Source organism: Peribacillus phoenicis, assembly GCF_047238085.1.
Lineage (GTDB): Bacteria > Bacillota > Bacilli > Bacillales > DSM-1321 > Peribacillus.
The window spans coordinates 2,048,172-2,071,148 of record NZ_JBDFMF010000001.1; the positions used below are offsets into that span (position 1 = coordinate 2,048,172).

Annotated in this window: 21 protein-coding genes and 1 pseudogene; 15 read left to right on the plus strand and 7 right to left on the minus strand. The window is 39.0% G+C overall.

Translation table 11 applies throughout. The features are described 5' to 3' along the window. Positions 1 to 29: 29 nt before the first annotated feature. Entirely contained in the window at positions 30 to 1,025 is a 996-nt protein-coding gene (gene cuyA / locus ABC374_RS09895; protein ID WP_413017385.1) for a D-cysteate sulfo-lyase, read from the plus strand. A 288-nt stretch (positions 1,026 to 1,313) separates the two neighbouring features. Here the strand turns inward: cuyA and ABC374_RS09900 are convergent, their stop codons facing one another. Further along, positions 1,314 to 1,466, minus strand: a complete 153-nt coding sequence (locus tag ABC374_RS09900) for an amidohydrolase family protein (protein ID WP_413017387.1) — start codon at positions 1,464 to 1,466, stop codon at positions 1,314 to 1,316. 346 nt (positions 1,467 to 1,812) lie between these two features. Between ABC374_RS09900 and ABC374_RS09905 the strand changes: the two genes are divergently transcribed. From ABC374_RS09905 to ABC374_RS09940, 8 genes are all read left to right on the plus strand, one after another. Beyond that, positions 1,813 to 2,316 carry a DinB family protein gene (locus ABC374_RS09905; RefSeq protein WP_413017389.1) on the plus strand — a complete coding sequence of 168 codons (504 nt, stop codon included), beginning with the start codon at positions 1,813 to 1,815 and terminating at the stop codon, positions 2,314 to 2,316. Positions 2,317 to 2,952: 636 nt separating this feature from the next. After that, the gene (sigH, locus tag ABC374_RS09910) at positions 2,953 to 3,603 is read left to right on the plus strand and encodes an RNA polymerase sporulation sigma factor SigH (RefSeq protein WP_413017391.1); all 651 of its coding nucleotides are present in this window, start codon (positions 2,953 to 2,955) and stop codon (positions 3,601 to 3,603) included. Positions 3,604 to 4,090: 487 nt separating this feature from the next. Continuing rightward, entirely contained in the window at positions 4,091 to 5,071 is a 981-nt protein-coding gene (locus tag ABC374_RS09915) for a sugar-binding transcriptional regulator (RefSeq protein ID WP_413017393.1), read from the plus strand. 61 nt (positions 5,072 to 5,132) lie between these two features. Beyond that, positions 5,133 to 5,555, plus strand: coding sequence for a transcriptional regulator GutM (locus ABC374_RS09920; RefSeq protein ID WP_413017395.1), 423 nt, complete (start codon positions 5,133 to 5,135; stop codon positions 5,553 to 5,555). Between the two features lie 18 nt (positions 5,556 to 5,573). Further along, positions 5,574 to 6,119, plus strand: a complete 546-nt coding sequence (srlA, locus tag ABC374_RS09925) for a PTS glucitol/sorbitol transporter subunit IIC (protein WP_063233613.1) — start codon at positions 5,574 to 5,576, stop codon at positions 6,117 to 6,119. Positions 6,120 to 6,132: 13 nt separating this feature from the next. After that, positions 6,133 to 7,158 carry a PTS glucitol/sorbitol transporter subunit IIB gene (srlE, locus tag ABC374_RS09930; protein WP_413017397.1) on the plus strand — a complete coding sequence of 342 codons (1,026 nt, stop codon included), beginning with the start codon at positions 6,133 to 6,135 and terminating at the stop codon, positions 7,156 to 7,158. A gap of 56 nt (positions 7,159 to 7,214) precedes the next feature. Continuing rightward, complete coding sequence (locus ABC374_RS09935) at positions 7,215 to 7,580, plus strand: PTS glucitol/sorbitol transporter subunit IIA (RefSeq protein ID WP_413017399.1); 366 nt, start codon at positions 7,215 to 7,217, stop codon at positions 7,578 to 7,580. Between the two features lie 177 nt (positions 7,581 to 7,757). Next, the gene (locus tag ABC374_RS09940; protein WP_413017401.1) at positions 7,758 to 8,558 is read left to right on the plus strand and encodes an SDR family oxidoreductase; all 801 of its coding nucleotides are present in this window, start codon (positions 7,758 to 7,760) and stop codon (positions 8,556 to 8,558) included. A gap of 651 nt (positions 8,559 to 9,209) precedes the next feature. On the opposite strand, the gene ABC374_RS09945 is transcribed toward ABC374_RS09940, so the two are convergent. Then, positions 9,210 to 9,524 (minus strand): iron-sulfur cluster biosynthesis family protein, encoded by a 315-nt coding sequence (locus tag ABC374_RS09945; protein WP_413017402.1) that lies wholly within the window; start codon positions 9,522 to 9,524, stop codon positions 9,210 to 9,212. A gap of 255 nt (positions 9,525 to 9,779) precedes the next feature. Beyond that, positions 9,780 to 10,688, minus strand: a complete 909-nt coding sequence (locus ABC374_RS09950; RefSeq protein ID WP_413017404.1) for a LysR family transcriptional regulator — start codon at positions 10,686 to 10,688, stop codon at positions 9,780 to 9,782. Between the two features lie 322 nt (positions 10,689 to 11,010). On the opposite strand from ABC374_RS09950, the gene ABC374_RS09955 reads away from it, so the two are divergent. Continuing rightward, positions 11,011 to 12,825 carry an assimilatory sulfite reductase (NADPH) flavoprotein subunit gene (locus ABC374_RS09955; protein ID WP_413017406.1) on the plus strand — a complete coding sequence of 605 codons (1,815 nt, stop codon included), beginning with the start codon at positions 11,011 to 11,013 and terminating at the stop codon, positions 12,823 to 12,825. Between the two features lie 26 nt (positions 12,826 to 12,851). Then, positions 12,852 to 14,570, plus strand: a complete 1,719-nt coding sequence (cysI, locus tag ABC374_RS09960; RefSeq protein WP_413017407.1) for an assimilatory sulfite reductase (NADPH) hemoprotein subunit — start codon at positions 12,852 to 12,854, stop codon at positions 14,568 to 14,570. Between the two features lie 109 nt (positions 14,571 to 14,679). On the opposite strand, the gene ABC374_RS09965 is transcribed toward cysI, so the two are convergent. The 4 genes from ABC374_RS09965 to ABC374_RS09980 form a co-directional block, all read right to left on the minus strand. Further along, positions 14,680 to 15,231, minus strand: coding sequence for a Rid family hydrolase (locus ABC374_RS09965; protein ID WP_413017408.1), 552 nt, complete (start codon positions 15,229 to 15,231; stop codon positions 14,680 to 14,682). A 172-nt stretch (positions 15,232 to 15,403) separates the two neighbouring features. Continuing rightward, positions 15,404 to 16,489 (minus strand): Ger(x)C family spore germination protein, encoded by a 1,086-nt coding sequence (locus tag ABC374_RS09970; protein ID WP_350302512.1) that lies wholly within the window; start codon positions 16,487 to 16,489, stop codon positions 15,404 to 15,406. Continuing rightward, positions 16,486 to 17,577, minus strand: coding sequence for a GerAB/ArcD/ProY family transporter (locus tag ABC374_RS09975; protein WP_350302513.1), 1,092 nt, complete (start codon positions 17,575 to 17,577; stop codon positions 16,486 to 16,488). Before ABC374_RS09975 ends, ABC374_RS09970 begins: the two co-directional genes overlap by 4 nt. Positions 17,578 to 17,595: 18 nt before the next feature. Beyond that, positions 17,596 to 19,119 (minus strand): spore germination protein, encoded by a 1,524-nt coding sequence (locus tag ABC374_RS09980; RefSeq protein WP_413017411.1) that lies wholly within the window; start codon positions 19,117 to 19,119, stop codon positions 17,596 to 17,598. 209 nt (positions 19,120 to 19,328) lie between these two features. Between ABC374_RS09980 and ABC374_RS09985 the strand changes: the two genes are divergently transcribed. From ABC374_RS09985 to ABC374_RS10000, 4 genes and pseudogenes are all read left to right on the plus strand, one after another. After that, positions 19,329 to 20,783, plus strand: a complete 1,455-nt coding sequence (locus tag ABC374_RS09985; RefSeq protein WP_413017413.1) for a spore germination protein — start codon at positions 19,329 to 19,331, stop codon at positions 20,781 to 20,783. A gap of 46 nt (positions 20,784 to 20,829) precedes the next feature. Beyond that, positions 20,830 to 21,348, plus strand: a pseudogene (locus ABC374_RS09990) (GerAB/ArcD/ProY family transporter); the annotation flags it as partial. A gap of 22 nt (positions 21,349 to 21,370) precedes the next feature. Next, positions 21,371 to 21,850 carry a GerAB/ArcD/ProY family transporter gene (locus tag ABC374_RS09995; RefSeq protein WP_413017415.1) on the plus strand — a complete coding sequence of 160 codons (480 nt, stop codon included), beginning with the start codon at positions 21,371 to 21,373 and terminating at the stop codon, positions 21,848 to 21,850. Then, the gene (locus ABC374_RS10000) at positions 21,847 to 22,959 is read left to right on the plus strand and encodes a Ger(x)C family spore germination protein (protein WP_413017417.1); all 1,113 of its coding nucleotides are present in this window, start codon (positions 21,847 to 21,849) and stop codon (positions 22,957 to 22,959) included. Before ABC374_RS09995 ends, ABC374_RS10000 begins: the two co-directional genes overlap by 4 nt. Positions 22,960 to 22,977 lie beyond the last annotated feature (18 nt).

Here is a 22,977-nt window from a genome sequence, read left to right on the forward strand (position 1 = left end):
TACATAGAGGATACAGGAGGAGTTTTAAAATGAATTTAGCACAATTTCCTAGAAAGCGATATACACCGACATATACACCAATTGAGAGGTTAGATCATTTTTCTGATGTTCTTGGGGGACCATCCATTTACGTTAAACGAGATGATATGCTTGGTTTGACGGCTGGGGGAAATAAAACAAGAAAACTGGAATTCCTTGTTGCCGATGCATTGGAAAAAGGAGCGGATACGTTGATTACATGTGGAGGCATTCAGTCAAATCATTGCCGCTTGACACTGGCTGCTGCGGTTAAAGAGAAAATGAATTGCATCCTTGTTTTGGAAGAGGGACTTTCGAAAAATTCAGAGCCGGATTTTAACGGTAACTATTTTCTCTATCATTTATTGGGGGCTGACCAAATTATAGTTGTACCTAATGGATCGGACTTAATGCAAGAAATGCAGAAAGTGGCTAAAGTGGTAACAGAGAAAGGACACCGACCTTACATCATTCCGGTTGGGGGATCCAATGTCATTGGTGCAACCGGATATGTTGCATGCGCTCAGGAGATCTTGGCACAGTCCTTTGAGCAAGGGATTGATTTGAAAGCAGTTATTTGTGTAAGCGGCAGTGGGGGAATGCATGCTGGCTTGGTGTCAGGATTTCATGGAAATCAAAGTGGAGTATCAGTAATGGGAATAAACGTAAGCAGAGGAAAAGCGGAACAAGAAGCGAAAGTTTTTCAGCTTGTTAAAGAAACCTTAACCCATATCGGCATTCCAGCTTCTATTCCTCGTGAAGCTGTTACGTGTTTTGATGAATATGTCGGGCCGGGTTATGCTTTGCCTACACCTGAAATGGTGGAAGCAGTCAAGCTCATGGCAAGAACAGAAGGGATATTGCTGGACCCGGTATATACGGGTAAAGCGGCAGCGGGACTCATTGATTTAATCCAAAAAGGCACCTTTAAGCCGGATGATAACATCTTATTTGTTCACTCTGGTGGTGCTTCATCTTTATATGCCAATACTTCTCTATTTAATTGAAGTACTTATCATGCAGGTGGCCTAATCCCACATTTTTCAATAAAGTAGGCATGGTTATTAAGCGAAAAACATATGTCTAACGCAATGGTAGCGGAATAGACAATTGTCCATGGACAAAAGAGGATTCTACAGTTGTAGAATCCTCTTTTAATGATAATATTACTTTTCGATTAAAGTCGTCGTATGATCAAAAACAACTTTTCCATCAACGATCGTTAGCTGTACCTTAGTATTAGGAATTTCTTCTGTTGGTACTTCAAAGAGATTTCGTTCTAATACTATGATATCTCAAAGTTTTCCTACTTCTAATGTACCCAATTCCTCATCTCTAAAAGCACCATAAGCGGATCCGGCTGTATAAGCTTTCAATGCTTCGGACAGTGTGATGCACTCATGTGGATGCGATACCATTTCACCGCTGCTGTCGAATCTCGTTAGCACGACCTATACTAAGCTTATTTTGCATGGCTTTATCTCCTAACCAACACTGAATTTATAATATATTAATAACATAATTACCCACTATTATTAAGTAGTGATTCTTGTTGTGTATAGCTAGTAGTAGGAAAATTTGTACCACGTCCATAAAATTGCAGTCACAAACTTACCGTCCAGTATTCGATTTAAACCTGGTTATCCATTTAAATATAAAGCCAATGGATGTTCAAAAAGACTGAAAGTTTAATCTCAAAATAAAATGATTAATAAGGAATTTGTAATGAGGGAACGTATGTTTTATAATGTGCTTTGAGAAAGTAATTATCTAACGGAATAGGGGAGGTATTATATGTATAGTACAATTTCGGATTTTATTAAAGAATGGAATAAAGAAGCCATACTGACTCAGAATGTTTTGGATAGTTTGACAGATGATTCATTAGAACAACAAGTGTATCCCGAAGGTCGCACTTTAGGAAGAATTGCGTGGCATTTCACTACGAATATTCCAGATTATCTAGATCATTTCGGGTTAAAGATAGACCGGATAGAAAGTTCGGAAAACGTCCCTTCTTCAGCCCAGGAAATTGCTATCACTTTTAAAAATGTAAGTTCTCACGCAGCCAAAATAATTGAACAACAATGGACGGACGCATCCCTAGAGCAAATACAAGAAGCGTTTGGTAGACAGGAAACAAATGCTTCCATCCTTATGGGGCTAATCAAGCATATTGTTCATCATCGCGGACAAGTTACGGTTCTGATGCGTCAAGCAGGAATAAAACCTTATGGGGTATATGGACCGCCAAAAGAAGATTGGATTCATCTAGGTGTGGAGAGTCCACCACTTTAATAACTTATGCATGCTTAAGTAATGACCTTAACTAACGGGGCCATTAGCGAATAATTAAATCCCAGTTTCAATTTTATAACCGAGTTAAATAATATGTTAAAGCATCCTTTGAAGGGTGCTTTCTTATTTTATCAAGAAGGGTTTAAATGAAACCTGCTAATTAGAGAAGATGTTTTAAATGGCAATTTCCTTTTTTTTAATTAAAGCTATTGAAGTAAATGTAAAAGTAAAAGGTGGAATGAATTCCAGTCTTTCCCTTTGAATAGGCTATGTTAAACCATTATTGCAGAATAGTTCTTTAGTAGTATTATTTATAATTATGCTATTATTATGCTTCCATATCCTGAACCCCACCGTAATTGCCACAACCATCGGCACAACTATATCCGTCAATGATAAGGAGTTAAACAAAACGACTATAATGACGAGATCTTTACCAAATCAATTAAGCTGACTGAAAGTGTATAGATATAGTGCAGAACTTATAAATATCAGAATTTTGTTGAAAAATGTCGTTATTTGCGAATATCATTATCGTCATTTCTGAGATATTATAATATTGAATGTACTTTAATACATTGAAGTGATAATGCAACTTTTATGTCGGGACTCAACTTAGTGAGTGGGGGAAAATAAATGAGTGTAATCATCGAGAAGAAACGGTTGGAAAACTATGCTCATATGGAAGATGTAATTTTGGTTGGGAAAATCCATAATGGTGATGAAGATGCACTGGACTTTTTAATTAAAAAGTACAGATGTGTCGTTCAATCAAATGCTTTGAAGTATTTTTTAACGGGTGGAGATAAGGAAGACGTCTATCAGGAAGGGATGATTGGTCTATATAAGGCCATTCGGGACTACAAGAATTGCAAAAAGTCATCTTTCAGATCATTTGCGGAACTGTGTATTACAAGACAAATCATAACGGCTGTTAAAGCGGCTATTTGCCAAAAGCATTCTCCCTTAAATAATTATGTTTCATTGTATAAGCCTATCTATCAAGGGGAGTCGGAACAGTGCCTAATTGATCTAATCCCTGAACAGAGACAAAATGACCCAGTCACGATCTTAATTAAATCAGAAGAAATTTGCGATATTGAGCTAATTTTAACGGAAGTCCTTAGTGAGTTGGAAACTAGTGTTGTGGACTTGTACCTGGAAGGAAAAACTTATTTTGAAATATCAAAGGAATTGAATGTTCAAAAAAAGACGATCGATAATGCACTTCAGCGAGTAAAAAGGAAGTTGGAGCGGTACTTCGAGTCCAGGATGTTGGAAGAATAATCACTATAATCATTAAACATAAAGAATCTATTCAATTCTGAATGGGTTCTTTTTTTCATAATTTAGTCTACTTAAATTTTCAAATCCATCCTTATCAATGCATCAACAAGAAATTTTATTGAAGAAAAAGGGGCGATTCTTAAATAAGATTCGCTACTTAATTTTCTGATAAAGAGGAATAGAATGTATTCGTTTGTATATTAAGTAAAGTGTTTAATAACATTGATTTTCGGGGAACTTACATCATACAAACAACATATTGTCGGATTGATAGAAATGAAGCAGCCTGATTAAATGGAGGTGCTTCATTTTTTTGTGCTTTTTCGATAAGCCAACAAACCTGCACAAATGACATAATTTTTTTAAAATTTGCACAAGTGGTATTTTTTTGTTGACGTAGCTATTTTTGTAAGCGTATACTAAATTCAATAAAGCACAAATGATTATATCTGCACAAATGTGCATATCAAAAAGGGTGTGGAACTAAATGGATAAAAGGGAAGAAAAAAGACTCTTAGTTAAAATTGCGCAAATGTACTATGAAGAAGATATGACTCAAGGTGCCATTTCAAAAGAATTAGGTATATACCGAACATCCGTCAGCAGACTTTTAAAAAAAGCAAGGGAAGATGGAGTAGTTAAAATTACTGTCAGCAGCGACATTGATGGAGCTTTTGAATTGGAACGTCAATTGGAAAAGTTGTTTGGCTTAAAAGAAGTAATTATTGTTCCTGAAAAAAGAGACAGTACCGAACTGGATAAAAAGAAAGTGGTAGCGATGGCCGGGGCTGAATTACTAAAACGAATCATTAAAGACGGTGATGTTGTAGGCTGTGCCTGGGGAAGCACAATGGCCAGTCTGATAGGTGAATTTACCAACGCCGGAAAAAAAGACGCTCATTTTGTCCCTTTAGTAGGCGGGCCTGGACCTATGGATACGAAGCATCACGTCAATAGAATTGTTTATAATATTGCAGAAGATTTTGGAGGAACTTCTTATTTTATTGACGCTGCGGCAGTAGTGGAAAAAAAAGAGACAAAGGATGACATTGTTCAATCTCACTACTTCACTAAAATAACGGATCTTTGGGACAACTTAACAATTGCCGTAGTGGGGATTGGGAACCCAAACCAATCATCTAATTTAGTCTGGGCCGGCTTTTGCGGCAATCGGGAAATTGAAGATTTAAATCAACAAGGTGCCATAGGTGATATCTGCTCACGATTTTATGATTTAGATGGAAACCTGATTCAATCTGACTTATCTGATCGAACAATAGCCATTGAGCTGGAAAAACTAAAAAACATTCCATACTCAATCGGTATTGCAGAGTCTGTTGAAAAAGCTCCTTCCATTATTGGTGGATTAAGAGGCGGATACATTAACACTCTGATCACCACTGAGGAAACGGCAAATGAAATCATTAAAATCATCGAAGAAAATGGAACCTTAGAAAGTATGGATTAATTATCTGATTGTAACGGAAACAAGATGTAAGATTCAGTTCATATGAAAAGAGGAAATGAAAATGCTATGGTTTGTCATTATATTAATTGGCTTTTCTTGGCTCCTTCAAAGCATTTTTGGATTTTTGCAAATCAAGCATTTCAATAAAAAGTATGCAGAGTTGAGAAAGCTTGGAAGGGTCGCTATTGGGAAAAAAACGGGACTTATTAAATCAGGCACGGTCGTCATGTTTGCTATTGACCCCAAAAACAACATTTTGAAAGCCACCAAAATGCAGGGAGTGACGGTGCTTTCAAGAGTACGAAACTTAAAAGGATTTGAAGGGAAAAATCTCTTACACCTCAGTGAAGAAGATTTCCATAAAGTAAATAAGTTAACAAGGTTAGCCATTGAGGATGCACTGAACAGCTATCATATTATCTCTAAAGGGGGTGAATTGAAGGTTAAGAAAGGCTGGATTGATTTACTCTTATCAAAAAATTAGGTGTATGAGGTGAATTGAATGGATTGGCTTACAAATGCAGCAGATGGCTTTATGAATTTATTTAGAGCAGGAGCCGAAACTTTTGTCGATTTAGTAACAGGTATTGTTCCACTTCTTATCATGCTTTTAGTTGCAATGAATGCTCTTATAAGGTTGGTTGGAGAAGAAAGAGTGGAACGGATTGCGAAGAAATCAAGTAAGAACCCACTTACAAGATATTTTGTTCTACCGGTGATTGGAACGTTCGCATTGGCAAACCCAATGACTTTGTCACTCGGGAAATTTTTGCCGGAAAAATACAAACCAAGCTATTATGCTGCTGCTTCTTATTCCTGCCACACGCATAACGGACTTTTTCCACACGTTAATCCAGGAGAGTTGTTCGTATTCTTGGGAATTGCTGCAGGAATTACAACACTGGGATTTGAAACAACAGAACTAGCCCTTCGTTACTTCTTGGTGGGTATTTTCACAAACTTTTTAAGAGGCTGGGTAACAGATTTAACAACTTATTATGTATCTAAACAGCAAGGCGTTAAATTGAAAGAAACAGTGGATCTCTAAGGAGGGGAAAGGAATGACTCAAACGGTTACGAAGTACAAGTCAATTATCGTCAATGCAGGGCAAGGCGGATTTGGCGGGCCATTAGTGATTTCACCGACAGAAGAAAAAAATAAAGTGGTTTATGTAACGGGCGGAACAAGACCGGATATTGCAGACACCATTGCAGAGATAACAGGCTGTGAATTAGTCGACGGTTTTAAAACGAGTGTTCCTGAGAATGAAATGGCGTGTGTCATCATTGATTGTGGCGGAACGCTTCGTTGTGGCTTATACCCCAAAAAAAGAATCATGACGATCAATATCATGCCTACTGGACAAAGTGGCCCGTTAGCAATGCACATTACCGAGGACATTTACGTTTCTGGAGTAAAGCCTCAAAACATTGAATTGTATGAAGGTGCTGCAACACCTCCAGCATCCAATGTGAACAATGCTAACGGACAAATTGAAAAAACAATTTCTAAACCTAAGTATAGCGCAAATAAAAAAATTAGTGAACAAAGAAAGCCTAAAGGTGTCATCGCACGCATTGGGATGGCGATGGGTTCCATCGTCAATGTCTTTTATCAGGCTGGCCGTGACACGATAGATACTGTCATTAAAACCATTTTACCGTTTATGGCTTTTGTGGCCATGTTAATCGGGGTGATTAAAGCATCTGGAATTGGCGATGTGTTCGCACAATATTTATCACCATTTGCAGGATCTTTGCCGGGCTTGCTCTTAATCTCTTTAATATGTTCATTCCCATTATTATCACCATTCTTGGGACCGGGAGCTGTTATTTCACAGGTCATTGGGACATTAATTGGAGTGGAAATCGGGAAAGGGAATATTCCTCCGCACCTTGCATTGCCAGCTCTTTTCGCGATCAACTCCCAGGCTGCAGCTGATTTTGTTCCAGTTGGGCTAGGTTTAGCTGAGGCAGAAGTGGAAACCATTGAAGTCGGAGTTCCTTCCGTATTGTACGGGCGTTTTTTAACCGGAGCACCAACGGTTTTTATTGCTTGGCTCGCAAGCTTCGGTTTGTATGAATAATTACTAGAATAGATTGTGAATAGATTATTTAAAGCAAAGAATTGGAGGAGTTTCTTGTGCAGACAGTTTATCAAACTCAAATTAACCAACTTGGTCCATCTGTCTCTGATTTTCTTGGAGAAAAAATGTTCATCCTATTCGGAGCAAATGCCCCGAGTGAATTAGCGGATTATTGCCTATTAATTGATGTAAATGAAATTAATGGAGAAATCGAAAAGGGTTACATTCTCGTCTTAGGCAATCAGCAATATACCATTACCTCTGTAGGTGAGGTGGTGACAAAGAATTTAGGTTCACTTGGACATATCACGTTAAAATTTGATGGTTCTGAAACAGCAGAATTACCTGGCACTTTACATCTTGAAGAAAGAGATATTCAAATGCCCCAAGCAGGGACAACTCTTCAAATCTTGAAAAAATAAGCTTATCAAAGATTTATATAGAATAATTGAATGCAAGAGGAGGAAGTTGCCTCACCGGAAAATTGCATCAGTAAGAGTTAAAACAGCTAAAACAAGAAAAAACAATTTAGAGTTTGTTACTCATTTTTAAATTTCACCTATGATTCTCGACTCTATATATAATAAGGAGGAAAAAGAATGAATGAATCATGGCCTCAATTAGAAAATAAAGTGGCAATTGTTACTGGTGGTGCCTCTGGAATTGGCTCGAAAATTACAGCACATTTGGTAAAGAACGGTACAAAGGTGATTGTTTGCGATCTAAATGTAAAGACTGGCGAACAAACTGATGGAACTTATCATATCCAATGCGACGTTACCAATAAAGAAAGCGTTGAAAATATGGTCAGCAAAGCCACAGAGTTATTTGGAACTGTAGATATTTTAGTTAATAATGCCGGTGTAAACTTACCACGTTTACTTGTTGATTTCCGTGGCGAAAAGCCAGAGTATGAATTAAGTGAAAAGGATTTTGATTTCATGGTTGCCGTCAATCAAAAAGGACCTTACCTTTGTGCTCAGGCAGTTGCGAGAGTAATGGTGAAAAATAATAAAGGCGTTATCATTAATATTTCCTCCGAGGCAGGTATGGAAGGATCTTCTGGACAAAGTGTTTATTCGGCAACAAAAGGTGCCGTCAATGGCTTTACCCGTTCTTGGGCAAAAGAACTGGGGAAATTCAACATCCGCGTAGTGGGTGTTGCGCCAGGGATCAATGAGCAAACAGGTTTAACAACAGATGCTTATAATGAAGCATTAGCTTACACACGTGGAGTGACAGTAGAAGGTCTTGGATCTGATTACAGCAAAACAATTCCACTTGGACGACCTGGTAAATTGGATGAAATTGGTGAATTGGTCACTTATCTAGCTTCAGACCGTTCTAGTTATATTACAGGTACAACCGTTAATATTTCAGGTGGAAAATCCCGCGGATAAATAATGGCATCAATCATGGAGTTCTTATTCAAAATATAAATACAAGAATGTTGGGTGGTTTTAAAATTCAACATAGAAGCGTTTTATGTTCTTTCATTTAACTTTTAAGTAAGTATTAATCAACAAACAGGTGCTTTGGTTCATTAACAGGGGTTGCTGCGGCAGCCTTTTTTTATGGAAACTAACGGGGCAGGTTTGTTTAACAAGAAACTAGAGTCTTCCTTTTACCTTATTGGGTTTGAAAAAGTATTAAATTATGAATTAGGGGTATGTCTTAATGGGGTTTGCAAATTATATAAAAATTTTTATTTTTAATTCTTAACATCTCGTATTTCAAAGTTTGCTGAAGCAACCTTTTTGGGGCAGCCTTTTAGACAATAGTCGTTTTAGATTCTGAGATGTGCTGGAAAATTATTTACATAATAGTAAAACAATAAATTAGACGCTAAATAAGGGGTTAAATGAAGATAGGTAATATTTTCATTTGGTGGTAATTTAATGTTTGATTATAACTAGGTAGGAAAATAAATTATTCTAAAATCAATTGCCTAATGGTTTGATCCCTTGAAGTAAATGCCGATGATAAATTCCCTGAGTATAAACACAAAAAGCCCAACTGAAACACATGGGCTTTTTACTATGTTCATTTTTTTAATTCACTCTATTCAATTGGAGATTGTATCTCAATGTTTCATCTTCTGAATATAATTTGTATCCAAGTCCGTCACTGTAATCAAGGAAGACTTTATCCGGAAGATGCTTTTTAGACTCACTTGAAATTAATACGGGGACCCCATCAATTATGAATCTCTCATCATCTTCGTTCTTATTATCAATTTTCAATTCATGTTCAACATAAATCGAACAGCTCCCAACATAAATGGCTTCGATACGAACACCTTCATTCTCTTTATAATTCATTTTTAATAGTTGTTCAATCGCTGCTTCTTTAATCTCAATATTCATAAAACCCGCTCCCATATTATTTTTTATCTATACAATCCTCTATTTATTCGTATACCCAATTGTTTATAAGTTAATGTGTATAAGAAAGACAAGTTGGGATAGTATATTTCCTTAATGGAAAACCTCGGCTTTATTGTCGAAATTTACTTAATGCAACTTTTCCGAGTTTTGTGTACATAAGCAACCTGATAAACAGCCTGCTCCCGGATTTCCCAGTCTGTAACTTCATTCATAAAACAGCATTCTTCGCAATGATCATCCTATCGGCTTTGCTTTCATGGGCCACTTTTTGTTTAATTCAGTTATAAAAGTCTTGACATTTTTTTTATCTTTCATAATGGGGGAATAGACGTAGGAAAGTGTCCTGTTAAAGGATTCATCTTTTACCTGAATGATAGAAAGGATTTTATTTTGTACATCCCTTTCAATGACACTTCGGGAAAGCAGGGCCAGCCCTGCGCCGTTTTTTATAAGTGTTTCTTTAATTCCTTGATTACTGCTTATCGTGAGTATCGATTTAATTTTCAAACCATTTGAACGTATGACATGGTTAAGGTATTCTCGTGTACCAGATCCAACTTCCCTTGTTACCCATGCTTGGTCATGTAAATCAGTAATCTCCACATCGTCTTTATTAGAAAGTTCATGATTGTTAGAAGACACAATGAATAGCTCATCTTGCATGAATGGGTGAACAGAAAGCTCTTTTTCGTTAGTCTGACCTTCGATTAAACCTATATCCACTTTGTATAGCCGAACGGCTTGAACGATTTCTTCCGTGTTGCCAATTACCACTTGAAGTTCAAGTTCAGGATATTCCTCTTGAAGGTCGATGAGTAAAGAAGGAAGTATATACTCTCCTATTGTAAAACTTGCACCTATCTTTAATTCGCCCTTGATGGACCTATCATGTTCCTGTATGTCTTGTCTGGTCTGTTCATAGATTGTGATCATTTGCTTGGCCCGGTCGTAAAGAATTTCTCCTGTTAAGGTGACTTTCAAAAATTTAGGAGAACGGAGAAATAATTTGGTTTGGAACTCTTCTTCTAATTTTTTGATATGTAAACTAACACTTGGTTGCGACATAAGAAGAATTTCTGCTGTTTTTGTAAAATTTTTGACTTCCACAAGGGTCACAAATGTTTTTAGAGCATCATAGTACATAGAAATTTCTCCTTATTATTAATATTCTTAATAGTTATAATAAATTATATATATTTTACTAATGATGTGCCTTCCAGTAAAGTTTTAATGAGAAACTTATTTTAGGAAGAGTATAGGCTGGGGAAAGCTATTGTTCTTTTTATTTGTTGCGTGCTATGAACCTATAAAACTGTATTTTTCATTTTTTTTGCAGTTAAAACCGACTTGGTCTATAGGAGTAAACGAGTTAATTAATTTATGGATCGAAATAAAATATTTAAACCCACTCGTTATACATAATAATCAACTAAGATAAGTTAATATCCTTTGTGAGGTGGAAATCGTGCAACTTCAGGTAAGTAACAGTCCCTTTAATCAAGAGCAAGCAGAGCTCCTTAACAGCCTGCTGCCAAGCTTGACTGAAACACAAAAAATTTGGTTGAGCGGTTATCTGACTGCAACTTTGTCAGTTTCGAACACAAGTTCAGCCGACGCCCCGGTAATGGAAGCTCAAAGCGGCGGGAAGACAATATCAAAAGAGGTGACCATCCTGTATGGTTCACAGACGGGCAATGCTCAAGGGCTGGCAGAAAATGCGGCGAGTAAGCTTGAGGGTAATGGCTTTCAGGTTACCATTTCATCCATGAGTGACTTTAAAGTCAACAATTTGAAAAAAATCGAAAATCTTCTGATTGCCGTTAGCACGCATGGAGAAGGTGATCCGCCGGATAATACATTGTCCTTCCATGAGTACCTTCATGGCAGGAGGGCACCAAGCCTTGAAGGTCTCCGCTTTTCGGTATTGGCGCTTGGGGACAGCTCATATGAGTTTTTCTGTGAAACGGGAAAACAATTCGATAAACGCTTGGAGGAACTTGGAGGAACACGGTTATTTCCGAGAATGGACTGTGACCTTGATTATGATGAGCCTGCTAGCGAATGGCTGGGAGGAGTACTTTCCAGTTTAAGTGAAGGGGAAGTCAGTTCAATTGCTGCAGTTCCCGCAGCGAAAGCCTCAGTAAGTGAACAAACGTATTCGAGAACAAATCCGTTTAAAGCGGAAGTGTTGGAAAATATAAATTTGAACGGCCGTGGGTCCAATAAAGAGACACATCATCTTGAGTTATCTCTTGAGGGCTCAGGTCTTACATTCGAACCTGGTGACAGCCTTGGTGTTTATCCGGTAAATGATTCGGATTTAGTGGATATGCTTCTTACGGAACTCAATTGGGACCCTGAAGAAACCGTGAAGGTCAATAAGCAGGGAGAACTTCGTCAGCTTAGGGAATCGCTCATCTCTGACTTTGAAATAACGGTATTGACAAAATCGCTCATTGAACAAGCGGCACAGCTTTCAGGTAACGAGGATTTAAAGGAGCTTTTAAAGCCTGGTAATGAAGAAAGATTAAAAGAATATCGTGAAGGCCGTGATTTGCTTGATTTTGTCCGTGATTTTGGCTCATGGGGTGAATCGGCGCAAGAGTTCGTATCAATACTCCGGAAAATGCCAGCCCGTCTATATTCGATTGCGAATAGCTTATCCGCATATCCGGATGAAGTGCATTTGACAATCGGAGCTGTCCGGTATGAAAGTCACGGACGGGAAAGAAACGGTGTCTGCTCCATTTTATGTGCGGACAGATTACAGCCAGGGGACACGCTGCCCGTTTACATTCAGCATAACCAGAACTTCAAGCAGCCGGAGAACCCAGACACTCCAATTATCATGGTTGGACCGGGAACGGGCATTGCTCCGTTCAGATCCTTTATCCAGGATCGCGAAGAATCTGAAGCGAAAGGGAAAACGTGGCTCTTTTTCGGAGATCAGCATTTCGTGACGGATTTTCTTTATCAGACTGAATGGCAAAAGTGGTTGAAAACAGGTGTACTTACGAAAATGGATGTTGCCTTTTCACGAGATACTGATGAAAAAGTGTATGTTCAAAACCGGATGCGCGAGCACAGCGGGGAATTATACGAATGGCTTCAAGAAGGTGCAGCTGTATACATTTGCGGTGACGAGAAAAACATGGCACATGATGTCCATAATACGCTTATAGAGATCATTGAAAAAGAAGGCAATATGAGCCATGCTGATGCGCAGGCTTATCTTGAAGAAATGCAACAGAATAAACGCTATCAACGTGATGTGTACTGAAATTTGGATGAAAAGGAGATAACAACATGGTGAAAACACTATTAAAAGCACCAGAAGGCCCGCCCAGTGATGTTGAGCAAATTAAAGAAAAAAGCGATTATTTGCGAGGTACACTTGGAAAAGTGATGCAGGATCGGATCAGCGCCGGTATTCCGGATGATGACAACCGATTAATGAAACATCACGGCAGCTATTTGCAGGATGACCGGGATCTACGCAATGAGCGTCAAAAACAAAAACTGGAGCCTGCCTATCAGTTTATGTTGCGTGTCCGCATGGCCGGCGGGGTAGCACAGCCTTCTCAATGGCTTGTTATGGATGACCTCGCTCAGAAATACGGTAACGGAACCTTGAAATTGACAACAAGACAGACGTTTCAAATGCATGGTATTTTAAAATGGAATATGAAAAAAACTATTCAGGAAATCCATGCTTCCATGCTGGATACAATCGCTGCATGCGGAGATGTAAACCGGAACGTAATGTGCAATTCGATTCCATATCAATCCGAAATCCATTCTGAAGTATATGAATGGTCGAAAAAATTGAGTGATTATCTATTGCCGCGTACGAGGGCGTACCATGAAATCTGGCTGGATGAAGAAAAAGTGGTTGGTACTCCTGAAGTGGAGGAAGTCGAACCAATGTACGGAAAGCTTTATTTGCCAAGGAAGTTTAAAATAGGCATTGCCGTACCTCCATCCAATGACATTGATGTTTACTCCCAGGATCTTGGCTTCATAGCAATTGTTGAAAATGGTAAACTCGTTGGTTTTAATGTGGCGATCGGCGGCGGAATGGGAATGACCCACGGTGACAAGGCGACATATCCCCAACTAGCAAAGGTAATCGGCTTTTGCCAACCAGACAAAATACTGGATGTGGCTGAAAAAATCATTACGATTCAGCGAGATTACGGGAACCGATCCGTACGGAAAAATGCCCGGTTCAAGTATACGGTAGACCGGCTTGGGCTCCAAGCGGTAAAGGCTGAACTGGAAAATCGTTTAGGCTGGAAGCTGGAGGAAGAGAGAACTTATCATTTCGATAATAATGGTGACCGCTATGGATGGGTAAAAGGGATGCAAGGAAAATGGCATTTTACACTGTTTGTCGAGGGTGGCCGAATTGCCGATATCAATGATTACAAGCTGATGACCGGTTTGCGCGAAATCGCAAAGGTCCATACGGGTGATTTCCGGTTGACGGCCAATCAAAACCTTATCATTGCAGATGTGTCAAGCCAGAAAAAGAAACAGATCATAGAATTGCTTGAAACATACGGTTTAACGGATGGTGCGCATCATTCTGCGCTCCGACGCAGCTCGATTGCATGTGTGGCTCTTCCAACATGCGGGTTGGCAATGGCCGAAGCAGAGCGTTATTTGCCGGTTCTGCTTGATAAAATCGAGACCATCGTTGATGAAAACGGCCTGAGGAACGAAGAAATCACGATTCGCATGACCGGTTGTCCGAATGGATGTGCCCGGCATGCACTCGGGGAAATTGGTTTTATCGGTAAGGCACCTGGCAAATATAATATGTATCTCGGTGCTGCATTCGACGGAAGCCGATTAAGTAAAATGTATCGTGAAAACATCGGTGAAGAAGAGATATTAAAAGAGCTGGGTGTACTTCTTTCCCGTTATGCAAAAGAACGTCAGCAAGGAGAGCATTTCGGCGACTTCGTCATCAATGCTGGCATTGTCAAAGAAGTGACGGATGGAACGAATTTTCATGATTGATTAAAACAAACGAGAGACAGGAATAACTTCCTGTCTCTTTTGGTATTCAAGGTTTTCCGGAGTGCCTGGAACACCGATATGTTGAATCATGACCATACACATCTATAGTCTATTTATTTGAGTTGCTGTTATTTTTATAGGATACTTCTGCTTCAATCTCAATGAGAAAGTCCTGCGAAACCAAGCTTTCAACGCCTACAGTTGAACGAGCTGTTTTCACTGGATTTTCTTTTGTATTAAAGAACAGAGCATAGGCATCGAACCAACCTTGATAGTCTGGTGCATCTCCTTTGTTCGGATCTGGCGCGACATACACACGCAGATAGGTTACATCAGCAAGGGAAAGTCCTTTTGTTTTCAGATCTGCTCCTAATTTCTCTAAAATCCCGATTGCCTGCTTTTCTGTATTGCCATATCTCTCATAAGTGGTTTTTCCATCCTTGTTTAAAAGAGGAGCTACTGTTCCGCTATACAATATCCGGTTATAACTTTGAGGTACAGCAACTGAACTGGAAATCTCAGAAGTTGGAGACCCAAAGAAGGTCACTTTATCTGATTTCAATTCATTTTGCTCGTTATCTGCGGAAGCAAAAGAGAATCCTGCGATTAAACTTATACCTAATACTGAGGCAGCGATGATCGATTTCATAGGTGTTTTCATAAAGTCAGCTCCTTTTTATTTATGAAACATTAGTAGGCAAATAACTCTGTTTTATTCTGCTATAGAAGGGGCTTTACCTGAGATGTTCACCAGCAACCTTGTGGCTAATTTAATATATGATAGTAGTTTTTACGATCGAAGCAGAATTTCTAAATGGCCTCTCGACAATTCATCATTCAGAGACCCCGGTTTGAATGATATTAACTTTGGTTTCTACATTAATGTCCATTTTCGGATAAATCTTTTTCCAATGTTCATAGGTCAGTTTTTTATTTTTGGCGTGATATTTTTCCTTAAGGCCAATCGGATCAAGGGATTTTTTCTGAAGATCTTTAATAAGTCGGTTTGCTTGCTTGGTTAAATCAGCTTCCATTTCCTTTTCAATTTTCTTTATCATCTTTCTATTGGTTAGGTTTTCACTGCGCATGGATTCCTTGATTTGTCCTTTAATTTTGATCTTAATCGTGATAGAGGGATTTTTCTCTGAGCTTGCTACCTCATAACTTGAACCGCTTCGGATACTTTCCACTACGATATCGCTTTCTTTCTTATCTTTTAATTTGAATTTGTATAATCCCCGCCTATGATGCTGAACTAATGTCTTGAAAATGAACATATCATCGGTTCGAACTTTCGTGACCATCTTATTTTCATGAAATAGGGCCACTCCAGAAACAGCAACTTCATTATTAATTAATTTAATTAAAGGAAGATACGAATCGCCGCCAGTTTCTAGAGCGTTTCCTAAAAAAAGATGGAGGTTAGTATCGGGTCCGTTCCCCGTTTCATTTTGTTGATTAATCAAATCCGATAAAAAGATTCCAATATTCACATTCGTATTTGGTGGTTTCGTATTTATGACATTCTTGACCTTTCCTTCAACGATGGCCAAAATGACCCTGTTTCCAAGTTGCGGCTCACGGTAGAGATAATCGGTCAGTTCTGTCATTCCGATTTCACGAACCATTTTCTCGCTGAATAAAATGATGCGTGTCTGTCCAAGCAATACCGGCTTATCCGCTTTTTTGGAAACGACAGCCTGAACATCACTCGTTGTCGTCGATGTTCCAGTTAAGATTTGATATTTACCCATCTTGTCCTGTTGGAAGATAGGGATGACGAACATTCCTTCGACATTATCATTTTTCAGTATATCGTAGCCAATGGCCTGGGACATATTGACTTCGTCAACCACCCTTGGCTCGGCACAGCTGCAAAGGAGGGGAAAAGCCAATATAACAAGAAATAATTTTCTCATAAACGTTTCCTCATTTTCTTTATATAGATGACGACCAAAAGAAGAGGCAAGTATAAAGCAACAAAGAGTGCGCCGTATGGATTGATGATTTTACGCAATATATATAATGAATCGACATCAAAAACAAAAATATTCGTAAGCAGGATAATAATCGACATCCCCCATAATGGATACTTTTGCTGAACATTGAATATGCGCTTGAAACCTCGGCTTGCTGCCCACAAGGGGATGGTCATGTTGGGTATGATGACGAGGGCCCACCAAGATACATCTATATATTCAAATCGCTGGATAAAGGGCAACTCGACAATGCTGGTCAATGACAGTGTCGGCCATATAGTCAGTTCCAATTGTTTTTGTGAATAAAAAACAATTGAAACTAAATAAACGAATACTGTTATTAAGGTTGTTGTTAAGGCCCCTCCATGAGCATATTTTTGTGAGGTTTTAGCATCTTTGATGAACGGATAAAACATAACGATCATTTCAAAACCAAGCATTGTTAATGAAGTACTTCTGGTTCCTTTCAATACATCCAATAGAGTGTGGTGGAAAACAGGAAGCAAATTGGTGAATTCAGAGTATTTCATGGCATAGAATAGGACAAATAAAAGCCAGTATGTCAAAATGACGCTTAAAAAGGCAATACCTGTAATTGTTCGAAATCCTCCCGTATGAATATAATAAATCAAAACCAGGAAGACCACTGAAAACGCCCAAGATGGTACCTCTTCAAACATCCATACATGTATGACATTTATATAGCTAATCATGACTGTCATCCCTAGGATCAAAAAGTAAAGAATGAATAATAGACTGAAGAAATTCCCGATCCATTTTCCGAATGCATGATTATTGGCCGAAATGATATCACCAGGGACGATACTGAAGATTTTATATATGACCCAAATCATTATATGAACGGTCAGGCCGGCTAGTAGTATCGAAATCCAGCCATCTGTTCCCGTTGTCTTCGCTAAAACTCTTTGAAAACTTAAAACACCTATTCCCGTTTGCATGGAATGCACTAAAAAAAATACATAAAACGGTGACACTTTATACTTTTCATTAACTCCAGCTTGGTTCATATAGGACCCTCATTTAAATCATTCATTAAAATCATTTTTTTTGATTCTTGCTTTTTTGGGCTGCTGTCTGGATATATCATCAGGACGTAAATTTATAGGCCGTGACTTGAAAAGATTAAAAGGAAGCCGAACAAAGCTGTCTTTCCAATCTTGCATGCGAAATGGGTAGATCGGTTCGAGGTACGGGTGTCCCATTGATGTTAATTTGATAAGGTGGGTCATCAAAAACACGGCTGCTATGGTAATGCCGAGTAGCCCCCAAATTTGGGCCCCGATTAAGAAGGGGAACCGCAGCAGCCGAATGGCATTACCCATTTTATAAATGGGAGTAACAAATGATGCCAATGCCGAGAGGGCAACGATGATCAATAAGATATTACTGGTCAAACCAGCTACAACGGCTGCTTGACCGATAACGATACCGCCTACGATACCTAGTGTCTGACCTACCTTTGTTGGCAGCCTGGCAGCAGCTTCCCGTAATAACTCAATGGAAATCTCCAGGAATAATGCTTCGATCAAAGGCTGAAAAGGTATTAAGTTCCTTGAAGTGACGATCGTTTCCAAAAGATCTTTAGGAATCAGTTCATAATGATAGGTCAGCACGGCTACATAAATGGGAGTGGCAAATATCGAAAAAGCGACCGCGAATATCCTTAATAAACGGAATGCAGATGCGGGAATCCATGGCATATTATAATCTTCCATGGTGATAAAGTATTCCAACAAAATGGTTGGAGTAATAAGTGCAGAAGACGACCTATCGATTAACAGGGCTACTTTACCTTCAGCCAATGCACTTGCGATGCGATCAGGCCTTTCCGTATTTAGAAAAAGGGGAAATAAGGTATTTGAATTATCATATAGCATTTGCGCGAGATAGGACCCGTCCAATATTTCATCAAACTCTACGTCATTGATCCTTTGTATAACATTATCAACATTTTCCTGATCAACGATTCCTTCTATCGATAAAACTGCCACTTTCGTTTTAGACAAGTATCCCACAGTCATTTCACTTACTTGCAACCCAGGGACAGGGAGCCTTTTTCTGACTAAATTAAGATTGATATCAAGATCCTCGACAAATGCTTCTTGAGCACTTATGATTCCAAATTCAAGTTCAGGTTTCTCAACTTGTCTTCCTTGTTGGGCCGCAACATTGATTAATAGGCATTCATCAAGATTTCCATCTAAACGAAGTGCAATTTGGCCTCTCATGATCCTTTCTTCAATTACAACCTTGGTGCTGGTAATCAGTGTATTTTCAATAGGAACGTTTTCTTTTATTTGCTCCAAATTTATCGTTTCCAGGGTAGGTATGACAGAAAGAACACTTTCATGAAGTACCTGTGCATCGATTAAAGAGCGATAAAAAGAGACCCAATAGCCTACGCCATTATATGTTCCTTGATGGTTTATGAAATCATTAGATGAAGATAGGGTGTTGAATAGGTCCCTTACTTCCGAAACTTTATTTAATTCTTCATTTTTTTCGTTTGGTTGATTTGGCTTTTTTTTGAACGTTCTGCGGTTAAACAATGTTGTCACCTCTGCACTAAAGCTTATTATCCTAGCATTTGCAATTTAATTACAAATTAACCATTTTGGATGTTAATGTCGCTCGCTTCAGAAAGGAAAATCATTAAATAAATTGGTGTAAAAGCAGCCTCCATATCCTGTTCGCATAAAAAAATTGAAAATAGAGGAAACTGAAAAAATAAAAACCCATTTAACCAAAGGAGTTCACCATGAAAAGTAAACCCTTGCATATTAAATTGGATCAAAAACAGGAAAAATTGAAATCTGAATTGGATATGCAGGCTGATGTATTTTTTAAACAGATATTCATTCCCGGTTACGAAGTTTCGGGATTATTCGTATTTGTCAATGGAACGATGGATTACCCTGCATTCAATGAGATAGTCCTAGATTTATCGGCTGCCCAGGTTGAAACCAGGCATCCAGTTTCAATCGAACAGCTGGTCATTTCCAAAATCTGTTCAGTCAGGGAACAGGATGTAGAAACATATGAAAAAGCCTTAGAGCATATTTTTGACGGGAAAACGCTTTTATTTATAGATGGAATGGTAGACGGTTATGTCTTGAATCTGGAAAAGGAAAAAACCCGTACACTGGGTGAACCTTCGACAGAGAGGGTTGTCCGGGGACCGAAGCTTGGTTTTATCGAAAGTCTTCAGGAAAACATTGGCTTGATAAGGCAATATTCAAACCATCCAAACCTTATCGTCAAACAACAGAAGTTCGGGACGATGGAAAAACGGGAAGTTGCGTTGATCTATTATGAAGGAAAAGCTAGCGATTCATTGTTAAAAGAAGTGAATAAACGGATAACTGAAGTGAAAGCTACTGATCTCCAAGACTCGGGGATGCTTGAGGAATTAATTGAAGATACAGCGTTAACCCCTTTCCCGCAAATCCAGAATACGGAGCGACCCGATAAAGTATTGGCTGCATTGCAGGAGGGCAGGGTGGTCATCATGGTTGACGGCTCGCCATTTGCGCTGATGGCACCTACGACGATAACGATGCTGCTACAGTCACCGGATGATTATTATGAAAGATGGGTCGCAGGATCATTTTTACGTGTACTTCGCTATTTATCTTTATTTGTTACCGTATTTCTTTCAGGGATTTATATCTCCTTGGTTTCGTTCAACCCTGGATTGCTTCCGTCAGAACTGGCGATGACGATCGCGGGTACAAGGGAGAACGTGCCATTTCCGCCGTTTGTTGAAGCTATCATCATGGAAGTAACGATTGAACTGCTTCGCGAAGCAGGTATTCGGCTCCCGTCGCCCATTGGGCAAACGGTTGGATTGGTTGGCGGAGTCATTATTGGACAAGCGGCAGTTCAAGCGAATATTGTAAGTTCCCTCATGGTCATAATCGTTTCGATCACGACGATTACCTCTTTTACGGTACCACAATATAGCTTTGGACTGGCGTTCAGGGCATTAAGATTCGGGGCGATGATTTTTGCCGCCGTTTTAGGTTTATACGGAACCACATTATTCTTTATCATCGTTATCAGCCATTTGTCGAAATTGACCAGCTTCCAAGAACCTTATTTTCAACCAATGGATTTTATCGGTAAAAAGAGCTGGAAGGATGCGTTCCTGCGGTTACCGAAGCGGAAAAAGGGGAGGGATTCTTTTGAGCCAGTCCGACGGCAAAATTCTTAGTGGCGAATTGGCTGCGATCATTTCTTGCAGCATGTTAGGAATTGGAATGCTGACCCTTCCGAGGACGATAACGGAAAAAATCCAATCGAGCGATGGATGGATCGTCTTGATCTTAAATGGGATCGCTATTGCCCTTTTGATATGCTTATTTGTTGTACTGTTAAAAAAACATAAGGTCGCTAACTATTACACATACATGGAGGAGGCCTATGGAAAGTTGCTCTCCAAACTTATTGGATTGGTCGTGGTGGTGTACTTTATAGGCGTGGCCAGCTTTGAAGTTCTTGCGATGAGTGAAATGGTCCGGTTTTATTTGTTGGAGGAAACCCCGGTTGAAATCGTGATACTTTCCATGATTTTAGCGAGTGTGCATCTTTTGACAGGCAAAATAAAAGCCATAGCAAAGGCTTGTGTCTTCTTTCTTCCTTTGACAATAGTCATCGTCTTGCTCATTTATTTGTTCAGTCTCAGGGTAGTCGAGTTAAAAAACCTCCAGCCTGTTCTTGCGAAAGGACTTCTACCTGTCATGAAAGGAATGGGCTCTGGAACTTTGTCGTTTTTTGGAATTGAACTTTTCATCTTTTTGTTTGGCGTCGTTAAAAATCAAAACAAAGATAAAAAGTGGCGTTTTAATCGGTTTTTTCATACCGCTGATTTTATATGTGATTACATATGTATTGGTAGTGGCTACACTGACTGTCCCGGAAGTCAAAGCAGTTACTTGGCCAACCATTTCTTTTATTCAGTCCTTTGAAGTAACAGGCATATTTTTAGAGCGTATGGAGCTATTTCTCTTAATCACTTGGATTCTTCAGTTTTTTTTAACACATGCGATTTACTATTACTTCGCAGCAGAAGGACTGACGAAAATTTTTAACAATTCATATACAACTAATCTCATTGTACTGGTTCCCGTCGTATTTTTTCTGGCCAAGGTTCCTAAAAATACAATCGAGATCTTTAAAATGAGTGATTTGCTTGGATATCTATTTCCGGTTATATTGATTGGCTTGCCAATTATTACATTCGTAATCGTTCAATTGAAAAGGAGTAGAAGAAGCGGATGAAAAGATTATGGTTGATCTTGCTTATTCCTTTGCTTACAGGCTGTTGGGACAGTGAAAATATTGAAGAGTTATCCCTTGTAGTTGGAGTGGGGATCGATAAAAGCAAAAAGAAAGACGAAATCATGTTAACACAGCAAATTCTGGTGCCTCCAGGAAATAGTGTTCAGGATAATCAGGCCCATCTAAAATATAAAAATGTTTCTGTCAGTGCCAAAACGCTGCATGAAGCAATAAGGGATTCATTGCTCATTACCAATACGGTATTAACCAATCATCAGCGTATCATCCTTATTAATGAAGATGTATTAAGGAAATTCCCGATGGAAGCGATCATTAATCAGTCAATACGCGATAATAATACAAGGAGGAGCTGTCATGTTTATTTAACAAAGAGACCGACGAAAGAAATTTTGGGACGATCCGAAGATGGGGAGATCCCTTCGAATGTAATCTATGAATTGAAAGATAATGAGAACAGAACGAATAAGATACTTCCGCCTTTAACACTGGGCAAAGCATCCTCAAATTTGCAATCAGATGGAAGCTTTGCCATTCAGGCCGTTGATATTAGGGGTGGGAAATTAATTTTGGAGGGTGCAGGGGTGATCAACAATTCAAAGTTGGTCGGGGTCATGAATGATGAGGATATAGCTGCATTAAATTGGTTGAACGGAGAGGTAAAGGGCGGAATAATCGAAGCGGTCCAACACGGTGAGCCTTTAAGTGTTGAAATAATTAATAGGACAAGGAGGAAGATCACGACGGAATTGAAAGGTGATCATTTGACGATCAATATTGAGGTCGGGTACACAGCAAGACTTTCGGAAGATTGGTATGGTAAGGAAAACTCATTTAAGGAAGGCTATTTAAAAGATGTTGAGCGTGTCGCCGAGGATGAAGTGAAAAAGGATGTCGAGAAAATCATATACAAATTACAGCATGAATATAAAACAGGAGTAGCAGGATTGTACCGTTATGTGGAAAATCAGCATCCAAAGTTTTGGGAGAAAAATAAGCAGAAATGGGACGAAATTTTCAGTAAAGCTGACATTAATTATGAAGTGGATTTAAGGATCGTAGACTTCGGTTCAAAAGGAGGGATAAAGTGACTGTTCATATGAAAGAAA

Bases quoted from the DNA above. Each gene is read 5' to 3' on its own strand.
- cuyA (WP_413017385.1), top strand. From the start codon at position 30: ATGAATTTAGCACAATTTCCTAGAAAGCGATATACACCGACATATACA.
- ABC374_RS09905 (WP_413017389.1), top strand. From the start codon at position 1,813: ATGTATAGTACAATTTCGGATTTTATTAAAGAATGGAATAAAGAAGCC.
- sigH (WP_413017391.1), top strand. From the start codon at position 2,953: ATGAGTGTAATCATCGAGAAGAAACGGTTGGAAAACTATGCTCATATG.
- ABC374_RS09915 (WP_413017393.1), top strand. From the start codon at position 4,091: ATGGATAAAAGGGAAGAAAAAAGACTCTTAGTTAAAATTGCGCAAATG.
- ABC374_RS09920 (WP_413017395.1), top strand. From the start codon at position 5,133: ATGCTATGGTTTGTCATTATATTAATTGGCTTTTCTTGGCTCCTTCAA.
- srlA (WP_063233613.1), top strand. From the start codon at position 5,574: ATGGATTGGCTTACAAATGCAGCAGATGGCTTTATGAATTTATTTAGA.
- srlE (WP_413017397.1), top strand. From the start codon at position 6,133: ATGACTCAAACGGTTACGAAGTACAAGTCAATTATCGTCAATGCAGGG.
- ABC374_RS09940 (WP_413017401.1), top strand. From the start codon at position 7,758: ATGAATGAATCATGGCCTCAATTAGAAAATAAAGTGGCAATTGTTACT.
- ABC374_RS09945 (WP_413017402.1), bottom strand. From the start codon at position 9,524: ATGAATATTGAGATTAAAGAAGCAGCGATTGAACAACTATTAAAAATG.
- ABC374_RS09950 (WP_413017404.1), bottom strand. From the start codon at position 10,688: ATGTACTATGATGCTCTAAAAACATTTGTGACCCTTGTGGAAGTCAAA.
- cysI (WP_413017407.1), top strand. From the start codon at position 12,852: ATGGTGAAAACACTATTAAAAGCACCAGAAGGCCCGCCCAGTGATGTT.
- ABC374_RS09965 (WP_413017408.1), bottom strand. From the start codon at position 15,231: ATGAAAACACCTATGAAATCGATCATCGCTGCCTCAGTATTAGGTATA.
- ABC374_RS09970 (WP_350302512.1), bottom strand. From the start codon at position 16,489: ATGAGAAAATTATTTCTTGTTATATTGGCTTTTCCCCTCCTTTGCAGC.
- ABC374_RS09975 (WP_350302513.1), bottom strand. From the start codon at position 17,577: ATGAACCAAGCTGGAGTTAATGAAAAGTATAAAGTGTCACCGTTTTAT.
- ABC374_RS09985 (WP_413017413.1), top strand. From the start codon at position 19,329: ATGAAAAGTAAACCCTTGCATATTAAATTGGATCAAAAACAGGAAAAA.
- ABC374_RS10000 (WP_413017417.1), top strand. From the start codon at position 21,847: ATGAAAAGATTATGGTTGATCTTGCTTATTCCTTTGCTTACAGGCTGT.